General features: G+C 34.1%; 18 protein-coding genes. 3 read left to right on the forward strand and 15 right to left on the reverse strand.

Annotated elements, in window-relative coordinates:
* Nucleotides 1-24 precede the first annotated feature (24 nt).
* Nucleotides 25-165 carry a YrzI family small protein gene (locus tag CQZ94_RS08400; protein WP_002142199.1) on the forward strand — a complete coding sequence of 47 codons (141 nt, stop codon included), beginning with the start codon at nt 25-27 and terminating at the stop codon, nt 163-165.
* A 224-nt stretch (nt 166-389) separates the two neighbouring features.
* Here CQZ94_RS08400 and CQZ94_RS08405 read toward each other — a convergent pair whose 3' ends face one another.
* Entirely contained in the window at nt 390-1,475 is a 1,086-nt protein-coding gene (locus tag CQZ94_RS08405) for an AI-2E family transporter (protein WP_105585013.1), read from the reverse strand.
* A 149-nt stretch (nt 1,476-1,624) separates the two neighbouring features.
* On the opposite strand from CQZ94_RS08405, the gene CQZ94_RS08410 reads away from it, so the two are divergent.
* Nucleotides 1,625-2,446 (forward strand): HNH endonuclease, encoded by an 822-nt coding sequence (locus tag CQZ94_RS08410; protein ID WP_105585014.1) that lies wholly within the window; start codon nt 1,625-1,627, stop codon nt 2,444-2,446.
* Between the two features lie 228 nt (nt 2,447-2,674).
* Here the strand turns inward: CQZ94_RS08410 and CQZ94_RS31510 are convergent, their stop codons facing one another.
* The 5 genes from CQZ94_RS31510 to CQZ94_RS08435 all read right to left on the reverse strand — a co-directional run bounded on the left by CQZ94_RS31510 (nt 2,675) and on the right by CQZ94_RS08435 (nt 6,140).
* On the reverse strand, nt 2,675-2,767 hold the full coding sequence (locus CQZ94_RS31510) for a putative holin-like toxin (RefSeq protein ID WP_001289318.1): 93 nt from the start codon (nt 2,765-2,767) through the stop codon (nt 2,675-2,677).
* Between the two features lie 149 nt (nt 2,768-2,916).
* A complete protein-coding gene (locus CQZ94_RS08420; protein ID WP_105585015.1) occupies nt 2,917-3,972 on the reverse strand; it encodes a hypothetical protein in 1,056 nt (351 codons plus the stop codon).
* Nucleotides 3,973-3,984: 12 nt separating this feature from the next.
* Nucleotides 3,985-4,458: a tetratricopeptide repeat protein gene (locus CQZ94_RS08425; RefSeq protein WP_142395782.1), complete on the reverse strand. Its 474-nt coding sequence runs from the start codon at nt 4,456-4,458 to the stop codon at nt 3,985-3,987.
* A 173-nt stretch (nt 4,459-4,631) separates the two neighbouring features.
* Nucleotides 4,632-5,327 (reverse strand): phosphopantothenoylcysteine decarboxylase domain-containing protein, encoded by a 696-nt coding sequence (locus tag CQZ94_RS08430; protein WP_105585017.1) that lies wholly within the window; start codon nt 5,325-5,327, stop codon nt 4,632-4,634.
* Nucleotides 5,328-5,339: 12 nt separating this feature from the next.
* Nucleotides 5,340-6,140, reverse strand: a complete 801-nt coding sequence (locus CQZ94_RS08435; RefSeq protein WP_181149465.1) for an AAC(3) family N-acetyltransferase — start codon at nt 6,138-6,140, stop codon at nt 5,340-5,342.
* Between the two features lie 172 nt (nt 6,141-6,312).
* Between CQZ94_RS08435 and CQZ94_RS08440 the strand changes: the two genes are divergently transcribed.
* On the forward strand, nt 6,313-6,762 hold the full coding sequence (locus CQZ94_RS08440; RefSeq protein WP_105585019.1) for a hypothetical protein: 450 nt from the start codon (nt 6,313-6,315) through the stop codon (nt 6,760-6,762).
* 103 nt (nt 6,763-6,865) lie between these two features.
* Here the strand turns inward: CQZ94_RS08440 and CQZ94_RS08445 are convergent, their stop codons facing one another.
* The 9 genes from CQZ94_RS08445 to CQZ94_RS08485 form a co-directional block, all read right to left on the reverse strand.
* Nucleotides 6,866-8,113 (reverse strand): glutathionylspermidine synthase family protein, encoded by a 1,248-nt coding sequence (locus CQZ94_RS08445; protein ID WP_105585020.1) that lies wholly within the window; start codon nt 8,111-8,113, stop codon nt 6,866-6,868.
* 20 nt (nt 8,114-8,133) lie between these two features.
* Nucleotides 8,134-8,727: a hypothetical protein gene (locus CQZ94_RS08450; protein ID WP_105585021.1), complete on the reverse strand. Its 594-nt coding sequence runs from the start codon at nt 8,725-8,727 to the stop codon at nt 8,134-8,136.
* A gap of 99 nt (nt 8,728-8,826) precedes the next feature.
* A complete protein-coding gene (locus CQZ94_RS08455) occupies nt 8,827-9,252 on the reverse strand; it encodes a GNAT family N-acetyltransferase (protein WP_105585141.1) in 426 nt (141 codons plus the stop codon).
* Between the two features lie 63 nt (nt 9,253-9,315).
* Nucleotides 9,316-10,254 (reverse strand): DMT family transporter, encoded by a 939-nt coding sequence (locus CQZ94_RS08460; RefSeq protein WP_105585022.1) that lies wholly within the window; start codon nt 10,252-10,254, stop codon nt 9,316-9,318.
* A gap of 72 nt (nt 10,255-10,326) precedes the next feature.
* Nucleotides 10,327-10,848 (reverse strand): DinB family protein, encoded by a 522-nt coding sequence (locus CQZ94_RS08465; RefSeq protein ID WP_105585023.1) that lies wholly within the window; start codon nt 10,846-10,848, stop codon nt 10,327-10,329.
* Nucleotides 10,849-10,863: 15 nt separating this feature from the next.
* Nucleotides 10,864-11,364, reverse strand: a complete 501-nt coding sequence (locus CQZ94_RS08470; protein WP_105585024.1) for a GNAT family N-acetyltransferase — start codon at nt 11,362-11,364, stop codon at nt 10,864-10,866.
* A gap of 32 nt (nt 11,365-11,396) precedes the next feature.
* Nucleotides 11,397-11,936, reverse strand: coding sequence for a GNAT family N-acetyltransferase (locus CQZ94_RS08475; RefSeq protein ID WP_105585025.1), 540 nt, complete (start codon nt 11,934-11,936; stop codon nt 11,397-11,399).
* A gap of 14 nt (nt 11,937-11,950) precedes the next feature.
* Nucleotides 11,951-12,625 carry a nucleotidyltransferase domain-containing protein gene (locus CQZ94_RS08480; protein WP_258166013.1) on the reverse strand — a complete coding sequence of 225 codons (675 nt, stop codon included), beginning with the start codon at nt 12,623-12,625 and terminating at the stop codon, nt 11,951-11,953.
* 43 nt (nt 12,626-12,668) lie between these two features.
* Nucleotides 12,669-13,352 carry a DNA alkylation repair protein gene (locus CQZ94_RS08485; protein ID WP_105585026.1) on the reverse strand — a complete coding sequence of 228 codons (684 nt, stop codon included), beginning with the start codon at nt 13,350-13,352 and terminating at the stop codon, nt 12,669-12,671.
* Nucleotides 13,353-13,432 lie beyond the last annotated feature (80 nt).

Raw genomic sequence — 13,432 nt, forward strand, 5'->3', positions numbered from 1 at the left:
CTATTCGAAAGGAGGAATTCATGTATGAAGTTTCACCTTTTCTTTTTAACCATTACGATTCAAAAAGAAACTATATCTGCAAATGAAGCAAAACAAGAGAAACAGTATAAAAAGATTATAGATGAAATTCGTGATCGTAGAAGCAAGTACTACACTCACCTATAATTGTTTGAACTTATATTAGAAATGAAAGGAGTCGATTATGATGTTAATAACGCGGTGTAAAGAAATGATTTGGATAGTTCAGAGGGATTCCACATAGTTTATTTAACAAAAATTCACCACCTGATTTGATGTGTAAAAAATATATAATAATAAGTATTTCATACACTCAAAAAAATAAAAGATACACCTCTTTTTATTAAGCGGTGTATCTTTCTCAACATATTCTATTTCCGTTTACTTCGTTTCGTCTTAAACAATCTCACTAAGTTCGAAACAACTGTTTTTGTTACCGCATAAGCTGGTACTGCTAAAATCATTCCGATAATTCCCGCGAAATTACCTACCCCTAAAATAAGGATGATAATTGTTAACGGATGGATATTTAATTTTGAACTCATAATACGCGGTGAAATGATGTTACTTTCAAACTGTTGTACGATTGTTACTATAATAATTACGTACAAAGCTTGCATCGGAGATACGAACAGACCTATAATGACAGCTGGTGCTGCTCCGATAAATGGACCTAAGTTCGGAATTATATTTGTAAATGCTGCGATAATTCCTAAAACGAAAGCATACGGTAAACCGATAATTAAATAACCAGTAAATGTAAAAGCACCTATAAATAAACAAACGAGCGCTTGACCTTGAATATATGCAGATAATGTTTCGTTCGTTTCCTTTATGATACGAAGTCCTTCTTCACGGTAAGACTCTGGTAATACACTAACAGCTTTTCCTGGAAATGCATGTCCATCTTTAAACATATAAAATAAAATGAACGGTACTGTAAAGATAACTAACGCCACGTTCGTGATAATACCAAATAAAGCCGTTGCACTCGACGTAATTGTGTTTGGTATACCCTTTAAGTATTCAATCGCATTTTTCTCAATTGTTTCAATGGAAACGTAGTTTTGTGTAGATAACCATTCAAATAACCTATGATGGGATAGATCTTGTATGTATACTTTTCCCTCTTTTATATAAGTCGGCATGTTTTTCACTAAATCCATTAGCTGTTGTGAGATGGTTGGAACAACTACTCCAATAGCAACTCCAGTTAATGTGATGATAAAGAGATACAGTAGTAAAATCGCTAAACCTCTAGGAACTTTTTTATTCTCCAAAAAGACTAACAATGGGTTAAATATGAAGTATAAAAATAACGCGATTAAAATTGGGAAAAATAATGTTGATATGAAGATACCAATCGGTTGAAATAGAAACGATATTTTTGTGCAAATAAATATAATTCCTACAACCATCAGCACTTCTAATGTCCAAAAGTGCACTTTCGATTTCAAAAAAACGTCCTCCTTTAAACTAGCACTTCTCTTCATTGTACCAAATTAAACTTAGATTTCACATAATATTTTCTTTTACAATATTCCAAAATCCCATTAAATACACTACAATGAGATTACAGACAAATTTGCAGGTAAAGGTGATAAATATGACACAATGCATCATTTGCAGAAAAGATACGAAAGAACTTAGTGAACAATATGTCATTCCAGAGATATTATGTGGATATTATTTCACAAACTCAATTTGTGATTCCTGTCATGAACATATGACAACAAATATTGACCGTCCTTTAATTAGACATAAATTAAGTCAATATAAGATTGAGCAAATGAAAAAACAAATCGACTCCCCTCTCTATACGAATGAACATGGTGAGGAGCTAGCAGCCGCTGAGACAGATGTAGTCGAAGTAAGTGATGAGATACTTTATTCTAATGCATTAATTATGAAGCTATGTAAAAAGCACGATATTTCATTACATAATGAAATTTGGAAAGAAGAGCGCGTAACAAAAGTAGCTAGTTCTATTCAACGTGAATTGCTTTTAGATAACCGTAAATATAAAATGAGTGTATTAAAAATGGCTTATACTTTTGCTGTACAAACAATTGATGGCTACTTTGACGATCCAGATGCGATTGATATTTCTACCATTCTATTAAATGCCGATTTCATGGAATTAAAGGAAAAGAGTATCGTTCGTGACTTAAGCAAAAGCTCTTTATGGAATACATTAAATACAACGAGCGAAAACCATTATTTTATTTTACTTAGTGATAAAGACGGTCTGTTCTGCTTCATTCGCCTATTTGATATTTTTGATGTTGTTGTTCATTTATCAGAAGAGAGATACAATCTTCCATCACCAATTGTCGGCGTAAATAATGTAGACAAAAAAGGATTTTTTGTGGAAAGTTTAAAACAGTATATGGATGGGCTATTTAAAGAAACTACACGTTCCATTTAATCCATACGAGAACATACGGTCTCCTTTCTTCATGAAAAGACACTGTGTTATAATGAGTGTGAAAAGAACAATACAATCACATAAAACAATTAAAAACTGTATATAAATAAAAAAGACTAGTGTGCGGCTACACACTAGTCCACGTAACTTAGCAGATTGGATTGTTCATTTATCCTATTTGTTTCGTACAAACACAACAACCCACATTCTATAGGCATAGGTGGGTTGTTATTTTTTGAGCTTGTCAATTAAGACGACAATAAACGTTAACAATGCAATGAGAAACAGTCCACCTTGCAGTAACAACGCAATTTCACTCACTTATTATCACCCCCCTCCTACTCAGAGAAGTGATAATTGAACAACCAACCGTACCATAAGTTACCTCTTAATTTTATCATATTTTTTAATTGTTTACGACGAAAACCCGCAAGCTAGTAACCTGCGAGTTTTTTTATTTCTCACTATTTTTACTCATGTTTTAACTTTCCCTTAAGAACATCATAAAATTTCCGTTCATCATCTACATTTAAGTGAACACGACTTACTGTTTTAGAAAATCCATATAACAACTGTGCTTTAATTGGCTCTTTTAACGTTATTTCAAAAGTTGCAGGTTCTTTTATAAATTCCATAACAGTTGCGTCAAGAACCTCTTTCTCTTCTTCTTTCGTTAAAGGTTCGCCTTTATAAAACACAATGTTATCAATTTGTGTAAATGGTATAACGATTTTCTTTCCTAATCCAATTTGAATAATTACTTTTTCTTCCGCAATGATAATTGGATTTTTACGCATCGCTTGTATTTCAGCTAAAAAATAAAACATCGCATATATGTTTAAGATGAGTAAAATCCAAGCTATTATTGGATTCCATTGATGAAGTAAATAATGAAAACCGATACTTTCAATTAATGTTGCATGAATAATCATGATATACACACCTATTGCACCGGTCTTTTTATGATATGAATATATGAATTCATTTTCTGGTACTTTTACACGCCACGATAAAAACGCATAATAAAGTAGTTTACACTCTGAAAGAATAACATTCACCGCTGTACTTCTTTTCATAGTAGCGTCAAATGCTTTATCAATCGCATAAGAGAATGATTGATATTCTCTTATGTACTCTTTATATATTTTCATTATTTTAGGAAGAGCTCTAATAATTTTATATACGATGAAAAGCTCTAACCCTATAAAGGCAATTTCTCCAGCCACAATAATATACGAAACAAATGAATAGGCTTGTAAATAATCGCTTGGGATAATAAATCTTGCGAATATGTATCCAGCAATTACGACAGGAAAGATATACGTTAACGAATATCGCTTTCGGATAATAATGAAATATGTAATAACTGGAATTACAAATATAAAATCCAATAATGAACCGAGCGCTACTTCCTCTGGTACAGCTGGTGTAATTGGAAGGGCATATACTAAATAATTCGACAACATAATTACAGCTACGAGCCCTATCCACACACCTTTTCGCCTTCGTGAAATTGAAGAATTCATTCCTTCTCTCCTTTATTTAAAGACCTCATTTAAATTATCTTTATAAAATGAGATAGCACGTTCAAATTCTTTTACCTCATCTGCTTTCACAACTGTCTCTAAAAGTAATTTCATCGCTTCTTCATGATCTTTCACGTTGTATTTTGCTAGTGATAAAAACACTTTCATCACATCATTTTCTGGGAACTTCTTCATCCCAGCTTCTAATACTGTGATCGCTTTATCGTATTCCCCAATACAACGATACGTGCTGCCAAGACCGATATACGCACCGCGAAGGGATTCACCATCAAGTCCGTTCGCAATTGCCTGTTCATAATACGGAACCGCCTCCATTTCAAGGCCCATGGCATCATGTATCCAAGCGCATTGATATAGCACTTCTGCATCCCTCGTAAAGTTTGTTAATCCTATAAGGATCTCTCTAGACTGCGCATATTTCTTTTCATTTCTAAGTTTAATAGCTTGCTTTAATAAATGTTCCATAGAATCCACTCCTCACAAAATGTTCATTATGCATATATCATGTATTACACATTTACGAGCAGCTAATGGCCTATTCTATTGATTCAATTTAATAATTAATGAGAGATACGTTCCCCCACTAATTTAATATTAACTCCATTATATACTATGCGACTACAGCTCTTTCTAAAAGCTTAAATTTCCATAGCAGTAATACGATTGCATAAATGCTCTAACATATTGACAATTTCTTTTGCAGTTTCATCTTTCCCATTACATAACTTCACAGTACCATCTTGTCCAATAACGTGATGCACAGCCCCGCGAGAATATAAAGAATGCGGTGAGTTCGCTACCATTACACTCGCTTTTGCATCTTCCATCCTTTTGCTTGCTCTTTCAATAAGTTCTGCTTCATTTACATCACTTTCAAGTTTAAAGCCAACGAGTATCGTTTCTGGATCCCAATTCTTTATTTGTTTTAATACTTTTGGTGCTTTTTGAAAATGAATAATTGGTGCGATATCACTTGAAATCTTTCCGTTCATATTAAGAACAGTTCCATCTTGGTCACAAATCTTTTCGACAACCCAATCTGAACCAGCAGCAGCCATAATAACTGCATCTACTTTTTCATGTGTGATAATACTTTTCATCTTATCTTGTAAATCAATAATCCCCTCAAATGGGTGCAATTCTAATTGGTTATTTACATCACTTGGCTTCTCCGCAAAATAACCGTGTAAATATATAACATGTGCTCCTTTTTCCATAAGCTCTTCCGCCATAATTCTCCCAATCGTACCTTTTGCTAAATTTGTATGTCCGCGTACTTGATCCCATTTTTCTAGGCAGCCACCACTCGTAATTAATATCTTTTTCCCCTTCATCATAACCATCCCTTACTGATTTTTCGTACGAAACCACTCTACACCAAAATCAACTACATCACGTTGCTTCATAAAGCGGCACGTTGCATTTCCTATCTTCCCAAGAGTAACAGTTCCTTTACGTTCGAACTCTACTCCAATTTCTACAAACGTATCAGACTCGTAATCCATTTCAACAAACTCTTTCCATACTCTTACACCGTTTTCTATAATAGGTGCACCTACTTTTATTAATTCCCGTGCACCTGTACGTACTTCAGATAGGTGCATAGACGTATTGGAGTCATATCCGACTCCAATTAATAATATGTATCCATCTAAATCATATATTTTTCTTAACGGTGATTCTTCTCCCAAGCTCATTGATAGCGAGTGATTCATTGTAATTTCCTCTGCATTTTTCCCCCATGCGGCAAAACTTCCTAGCGGATGATTGCTGCGCGATACATTCGGATATGTACGAAAACACTCAACTATTTTCCCCATTGCCCTTGTTGGTGTTGTATTTGGGTTAAATGCCGGAACGCTATCTCTAATAACTTGCCACCATTCTTCTGGTACAGGTGGTCTTCCCCAATGTTTCGGATCGGATAAATCCGAAGACTGTGTTGGCATAATTATTGTTCCTTCTTCCGTAACAACCTTCATTAATGCCTCTACTACGGCCACCGACCCGCCGGATATCCAGCCGAGAGAACTTAATGATGAATGAACAATAATTGTCATTCCTTTTTCTACTCCTAATGCTTTTAAATCGTTTGTAATTGTTTCAATTGTATTTGGAAATTGTGTACTCGCCACTATTTCATTCATTTTCACGATGGTTCCCCCATTTTGCTTTAAACTAATACATAAATATATTATCATATTTTTCTTAATTTTTAACATAATCATATAGATTACTATACACCTATCGTTCTTATCATATCTGAAACAGTTAAATTATGGTATATTTATTTAAAATTAATAAAGGAAGGTGAACACAATGAAGAAAATTATATTACCCCTTTTCATATTAGGAATGATTAGCTTAAGTGGTTGTACTTTTTCTAATAATGAATATGAAGATTTTTGGGTGTTAGAAAAGTCTAGATATAACGAAGGTGGATATGGTCCTTCAAACTTATACGAAAAAGCACAAGAAGATCCAACTATGATTCATTACTCAAATGATAGTATTAGTGAAGGAAAGAGAATGGTATATTTAGCATTTGGAGAAAAGTATAAAAACGATAAAATTACAGTAAAAGAAGTTAAAGACGAAAAAGATACATCAGTTATCGTCTTACGTATTGAAAAAAATAAAGGAAAAGATAAAAACCCTGTTATGTATATCGGTGTGCCTAAACTTAGAGATTTTATTAAAATAGTAGATGAAGATGGTAAGAAAATTTTTGAAATGAAACAAAATGAAAGCGTTACATCACAGCAATGAAAAATTTTCACTCTAGCAATCTTAATTTATACTTTATACTAATATGAAATAACCCATCACAAATGATGGGCTATTTGTTAATTACTTTTTAATTCAACTGTTGCTACCCTTCAATCGTAACCCCAGTAAACATTGATAAATTCCCGGTTATTCTTTCTCCTACTCGTAAAAACAGTCCTGCTGCTCTTCCGCTAATACAATGCGAACCGATAAGAAGTTTACCAGTATACGGTCCATCCCATGTATCAATTGTATAATCAGGCATGTCTACGTATTGCTGATATATTTTTCGTTGTTCAAAATAATACTCTGTTTGATCTTCAGCTAATAGTTCATCATTTTCGTATATAGATACTCCTCCACCTTCTCGACCGTATAAAGGTTTAGAAACATATGATTCATTTCTTTCTAAAAATGGCTTATTTGTAAAATATGTTGGTAGGAAGTATTTATTAATAATATTACGCTCTTCTTCTTCAAAGAAAACCACTTCTTCATAAAGCTTCCAAATTAATGCGAGTACACTTTTGTTTTGCATAACAAAAGCAGCCGGTGGATTGATAATTTGCACTCTTCCTTGTGCGATATGATTTAAAAATTGTAGACCGATTCTTTTCCCATTTTTATCAACATCTGAAACTAAATATTCAATTGGATACAGTCGATATAAATAATGGATTCGCTCTCCATTTGGCGTATATATTCCATCATCTGCAACGACGATATCTTGTATGCCAACATATTCCGTGGACTGATCTAAGCAATAACTTCTTAAAAATTGAACTGTTTGATGATCTTCATCGTGCCAATCATAACTAGTAAAATATATCGTTTCTTCATGTCCTATATTATAGTCGTGTTTAATTTGTTCCCATGCCTGCACAATATGCTCCTCAATGTGATTCGGGTGATTCACATCGTGATAACGGCACAACACTTCATTTGCGACAGACGGTTCTAAATAACCTGTTGGTGTATCACAATTTACTTCTATTAATTTAATATCATCACCATTTACGATAAAGTCAAACCTTGTAAAATATGAAAATAAACCAGTATGTTTCATTCTCGCAATTTCCCACGTTTCAGGCGGGAATCCAAGTTTTTGAAAATCTTCAGTCGTATTTACAATATATTGATACGTTCTATATAACACATACATAATTTCTTCCGTCGCTTTAGAAATTGCAGTATATGTACGTACTGGCATCCGGTACATACCAGTTGCCATATATTGATTCCATTCTTCATTCTCTAAAAGACTTGGCCACGTAAATCCATTTCTACTAGCCTCTTCTGCAAGAGAAAACCATACTTTCATATACGCTTCCTGTTCTTGTTCTGTATACATTTCTCCATTATCCTTTCAAATTAGGATCCAGCTGGTGCTTTTGCGTTTCCAATTCCACTTGAACCAGAATTCACTTTCGGCGTTTGCGTAGTAGATGATTTTGACGTGTTTGAATCTGTTGTTACTTTATTTGAACTATTCGGTTGTTCTTTATTTAAATCTACTTTTTTTGAAGAATCATTATTTCTACTAGTGCCACCGTAATACCCACCACTTCTTCGCTCATCTTTTTCACGGTATGGAATAATATTATTTGCATATGGTTTCTTTGTAAGATTTGGTTTCGCAGTACTATACATATTCGACGTCTTACTTGCTAGTAAATAGCCAGCAACGAACGGAAGTATTGGCAGATGGGAGCTCTCATTATTAAATGAAGCAGGTGAATTATTATCTCTACATAATTCTTCTTTTTCTATATTTTCTGTCGTTGGCGCTTTATCATCACAATTTAATGCTTCTTGTTTGCTTTCTTGCTTCGTACCATCTGTTTTTACCGCACTACTTTCTTTTTGTGCGCTCTCTTCATCATTATCAGCACATCCTGTTAATAAAAAAGATGACACTCCTATTGAAGCTGCAATTTTCACAAATTTACTTTTATCCATTCTCATGTGTTATACACCTAATTTCTTGTTTATCTATATTTTACCAATTACCTTTATTATATAATGTAATCATCGTTTTTTTCAAACTAAACCAAATATGTAAAATTACATATTTCGCATACTTTTAAACTGTTCATTCTCGAGATAGCAATGAAATCTTTCCACCCCCGGATATTTTTCTCCCAGACTTTTAATCTTAAACCTACACTTTTTATAAAATTCGACTGCCTCTTCGTCTGTCTCTGCCTCTATATATGTCAACTCATACTTCCTAATTATTTCTCTTATCATTTGAAGTGCAATTCCTTGATGACGATATATTTCATCAACAGCTATGTGACACATTCTCGCTCTATTTGTATCAATTAATACAATACCTATGCACCCCATATTCCCATATTTATATAGTACTGCATGATCGTTTTCATACAATGAAACTGCTTTAATTAAGCTTACTTCACTCGGACCGGTCGCATGCTTTAATACTTTCTTAATCGGATCTATTTCTAAATGCTCAACACGTTGTAACATCATACTTCCATATCCTTTCTTATGAAAAAAGACTAGCTCTTTATTAAAAAAGAGCTAATCTTTTTACGCTGTTCTTTTTTCTTCTTTTTTCACAACTACAGCTACATAGCTATGAAGTATCATTCCGACAATAACGAGGCTCATTCCAATCCAAGATAAAGAAGACGGAATTGGGGCAGATAGCCAGATAAGCTCTCCTACTAGTGCAAATAAAACTTCACCGGACTGTGTCGCTTCAACGGTTGCTAATTTTTGCGGATCGTCTTTTACAAGATCTGTTGCAAAGAAAAATAATACTGTTGCGATTAAACCTGAGCTAACCGCTACAATAAAACATTGGATAACTTGGCTACTTGACGGTAATCCACTTGTAGAAACTTCATATCCAGATAGTAAAAACCAAAATGGTAAACTTGCTAATGTCATACCGAGAACTCGTTGGAAGACATCTAATTCACCCTTACAAACTTGCATCATCTTTCTATTTCCAAGTGGATATGCAAAGGCTGCAATGAGTACAGGAACTACACATAAAACAGTTTCACGAATTCCTAAAGAAGAAGCGTGTTCTACTTGCATAAGAACAACACCGAATAAAATAATGCCTGACATTACTAATTCCTTCATTGGAAGTTTTTTATGTAATGGGTCAACCGCGAAAAATGGTGTTAACAAAATCCCTGCAACTATCGTTATTTGCCAAGTTGAAGCGACGAGCCACCCCGGTCCAAACGCACCAGCAAAACTAAGCGGTGCATAAAAGAGACCAAATCCAACAATACTCCATAACAACCATTCTTTCGGATTGTTTTTCATATATTGAAAGAGTTGCTTTAAGTTCCCTCTATACATGACAATTAGTAATAGCATGGGAACCATAAAGTAATACCGTAATGATGCACTCCAAATCCAACTTCCACCTTCTAAGTCCATCGATCGGTTTAACACAAAGGTAAAGGCAAAGAAAAACGATGCCAATATCCCTATTGCAATAGCTTTCATCTTAAAACCCCTTATATAGTTTCTCCTTTTACTATATAACAAAATGAATATAATTAATATTCAAAAATCTCATCACACGTGTAGTCTACTTCTCTTATATAACTTCCGTAATCGACTAATGTGAGCTTGATGATACCGATTATGATCCGCTATATGCCATATTCCCCATCTTACAGTCGCTGTTTCGCTATTTTCATAGGACACCTCCCGAAGCAAATCATTTTCTATTAGTTTCATACATTCCTTATAAAACATAATCTGTACTTCTTTATAGTCTTGCATCAACTCTTGTAGCGTATGTTTTCTTAGCTTTGGAAGCTCTCCTTCTTCATTCAGCATAGGACCATATGTATTTTGAAATACTGATGGCACTTCTTCCCCCTTTAAACGATATACCCAATGCAAATCGACAACTGCTAAATGCTGAAGTAATTGCCCAATACTATTTTCATCATTTTCTGGCCCTTTATATGATAGTTCTTTTTCTTCAGTACCTTCTACTAAATTTTGCAATCTTTCAAATGTATCCCGAACAGTCGCATACAAAATTGCCACGTTGGGGTTCATATCTTTTTCTAAATGGAGATCTTTCATGATAATATCCTTCCTTTAAAGAAACAACACCATATTTTCATCATCACTATACACACCATTCACCTTTATAGCTTTTTTTTCAATTCCATACGTTTTAAAGCCCAATGATTTGTACAATTTTTTTGCTGGTTCGTTTGTGGACACAACACCTAAGGTTAATTGCTCTAGTTTTATATCTCGCGCTCTTTGAATGGCATTTGCTATTAACTCACGTGCCAATCCGTTCCGCCTGTTTTGTGCATCTACATACATCGCAACGATATGACCTTTATGCTTATATGCCTCTTTCTCTTCAGTCAGTAAAGTGACAACTCCAATTAATTGATTTTCTTTATTAAAAGCACCGAATGTACAACTAGTAGCAGATGTTAAATTACTTGCAACTCGATCAAGAGGATTTTCCTGGCGGATTGCCTCTTCATAAGTTGTTATAAACGCCTCTGGATTTACTTGTAATGCTTGTAAGCGTAAATCCCAATATTTTTCCGCATCTTCTTTAGTAAGTAATCGAATCATTTCTCTATCCCCTTTAAGTTTACATAATATTTTTATAGACTATTTGATTGATATTCTTCTTTTAACATACTATAACGATAGCGATGAATGAATTTACCATGACGTAATCGATCATTTCTCATTATTCCTTCACAAACAAATCCTGCTTTTTCATAACTCTTTCTAGCTTGTAAATTATCTTCGTCTACTCGTAGCCATATTTTTTCTAATTCGAATGCAGAAAAGCCAATTTGTAACATACTGTATAGAGCTGCCATTCCATATCCTTTACCCCAATATTCTTTATTTCCAATAGCAATCCCTAGTTCAGCATTTTTATTCGTTTTATCGAAATTTTTAATATCTACCCATCCAATGTGTATACCCTTATCAGTTAGAATAGCTCGTTGTTCATATCCATTCTTTCGACTTATACACGTTTCAATCCACCTTCTCGTATCTTCACGAGTGAACGGTGGATATTGATCTGGTACAACTAAGTGCTTTGTTACTTCTGTATCTAATGACCACCTGTACCGATCTTCTACATCATCTAGTAATAGTTCTCTTAATTGAACAATTGGTAAATTCATTTTGCTACCCCTTCTCATTTCCCTATAGAAAATCCTTCGAACATTCTTCCCCCATACTCTTCTAACGTTTTTTCTATAAAAGCAATTAATTCCTTTTTCTCACCTGTTTTATAAAAGTGATCGAAAACCATAACAAATTTCTCTGCATATACTTCATCATACCTTTTCAACACTCTAATGAACCATTTTGAATTTCCAAGCCATTGTCCATTTACCCTCAAAACATATTCATGTACTAAATCAGCTAATAAGTTTGCGATAAACAACTCTTCTTCTCTCTTTGTTGCACCAATCAAGTCATCCAAAGCATCCGTAATAAAATAACGCTTTTGCTTCTTCGTTTCTTCGGTCCATTTATCTGGTCCCTTCATTAATAGATCATTCGCTTCTCTTTTTAACCGCTCAACAATTTCAACCTTCCCTTTTAAAACAAACCCTTCTAATACTAATTGCGGTAAAGAAGGTCTTCCGCGGTCACAATCCATTTTAAAAAAGGTTTTATACGTTTCAAAATTATGTACAAACACTTCAACAGGCCACCCATTACTATAGAAAGATTCTCTATAACAAGATGACAAACTTTGGTCGAAAATTACAATATCAAGGTCAGATGTTTTCGTAGCCTCTCCTCTAGCAACACTTCCCCCTAGTAAAGCAACATCACAATTCGGAAATTGTGATGCAATTATGCTTCATGCCGCTTCAATTGGTTCCATATCCTTTCCCTTTCTCTTATTTTAGTTTCTTTTTTTCAGTTCTTTCTCGTGTCTTTTTGATATAAGCTTCTGCATCCGGTGTTTTGCATGACGTTGCACCGTGATCAACTTCTACTTTTCCAATTTCACGTGAGATTTCAATTGCTTGTTGCTCTAAACTTTCATTTCGAACCCCTATCGCAATTAAAGCTCTATTCATCGCTTCTCTTTTTCGATTTTTTTCATTATGTATATGAACTTTAATCTCTTCTAAATACGGTAAGAAAAAGTCATCGTCTAACGTTTTATTTTTTATAGCGATATTCGCTAATAATGACCAACCTGCTCTTCCAATCCATTCATCATCAGACTTCGTCCATTCTTCCATTCTTTCTATCGCGATTGGCGACGTACATATAGCTGTCATAAGAACGTCCATTAAACAATAATAATCAACATCCTGAACCCATCTATTTAGCTGTTCTGGCGTTAGTTTCTTCGGATCTAAAATCATCGTTGCTAAAGTCATTGCATCCATATTTTTCGTTTCCCATAATGAGATTGCTAAATCATGATCCTTTTTTATCTTCTTTTTTAACAATTTTAAATTCGCAAAACTAACTCCGAATAACGGCTCTTTCGCCCCATGATTTTTAAACGTTTTACGATTTTGTTCTGTTCCACATTCCTCTAGTTGCTGCATTACTTCTTCAAGTAACATATGCCCACCTCTTTTATGTTTTATGTTGACTCCATATATGCATGTACGATATATTCTACATTACTTTTTGGTTTTCCTAT

It is taken from the genome of Bacillus sp. MYb209, assembly GCF_002975175.1.
Classification (GTDB): Bacteria; Bacillota; Bacilli; order Bacillales; family Bacillaceae_G; genus Bacillus_A.

Coding starts and splice junctions, on each gene's coding strand:
- CQZ94_RS08400 (WP_002142199.1), top strand. CDS start 25: ATGAAGTTTCACCTTTTCTTTTTAACCATTACGATTCAAAAAGAAACT.
- CQZ94_RS08410 (WP_105585014.1), top strand. CDS start 1,625: ATGACACAATGCATCATTTGCAGAAAAGATACGAAAGAACTTAGTGAA.
- CQZ94_RS08420 (WP_105585015.1), bottom strand. CDS start 3,972: ATGAATTCTTCAATTTCACGAAGGCGAAAAGGTGTGTGGATAGGGCTC.
- CQZ94_RS08425 (WP_142395782.1), bottom strand. CDS start 4,458: ATGGAACATTTATTAAAGCAAGCTATTAAACTTAGAAATGAAAAGAAA.
- CQZ94_RS08430 (WP_105585017.1), bottom strand. CDS start 5,327: ATGAAGGGGAAAAAGATATTAATTACGAGTGGTGGCTGCCTAGAAAAA.
- CQZ94_RS08435 (WP_181149465.1), bottom strand. CDS start 6,140: ATGAATGAAATAGTGGCGAGTACACAATTTCCAAATACAATTGAAACA.
- CQZ94_RS08440 (WP_105585019.1), top strand. CDS start 6,313: ATGAAGAAAATTATATTACCCCTTTTCATATTAGGAATGATTAGCTTA.
- CQZ94_RS08445 (WP_105585020.1), bottom strand. CDS start 8,113: ATGTATACAGAACAAGAACAGGAAGCGTATATGAAAGTATGGTTTTCT.
- CQZ94_RS08450 (WP_105585021.1), bottom strand. CDS start 8,727: ATGAGAATGGATAAAAGTAAATTTGTGAAAATTGCAGCTTCAATAGGA.
- CQZ94_RS08455 (WP_105585141.1), bottom strand. CDS start 9,252: ATGTTACAACGTGTTGAGCATTTAGAAATAGATCCGATTAAGAAAGTA.
- CQZ94_RS08460 (WP_105585022.1), bottom strand. CDS start 10,254: ATGAAAGCTATTGCAATAGGGATATTGGCATCGTTTTTCTTTGCCTTT.
- CQZ94_RS08465 (WP_105585023.1), bottom strand. CDS start 10,848: ATGAAAGATCTCCATTTAGAAAAAGATATGAACCCCAACGTGGCAATT.
- CQZ94_RS08470 (WP_105585024.1), bottom strand. CDS start 11,364: ATGATTCGATTACTTACTAAAGAAGATGCGGAAAAATATTGGGATTTA.
- CQZ94_RS08475 (WP_105585025.1), bottom strand. CDS start 11,936: ATGAATTTACCAATTGTTCAATTAAGAGAACTATTACTAGATGATGTA.
- CQZ94_RS08485 (WP_105585026.1), bottom strand. CDS start 13,352: ATGTTACTTGAAGAAGTAATGCAGCAACTAGAGGAATGTGGAACAGAA.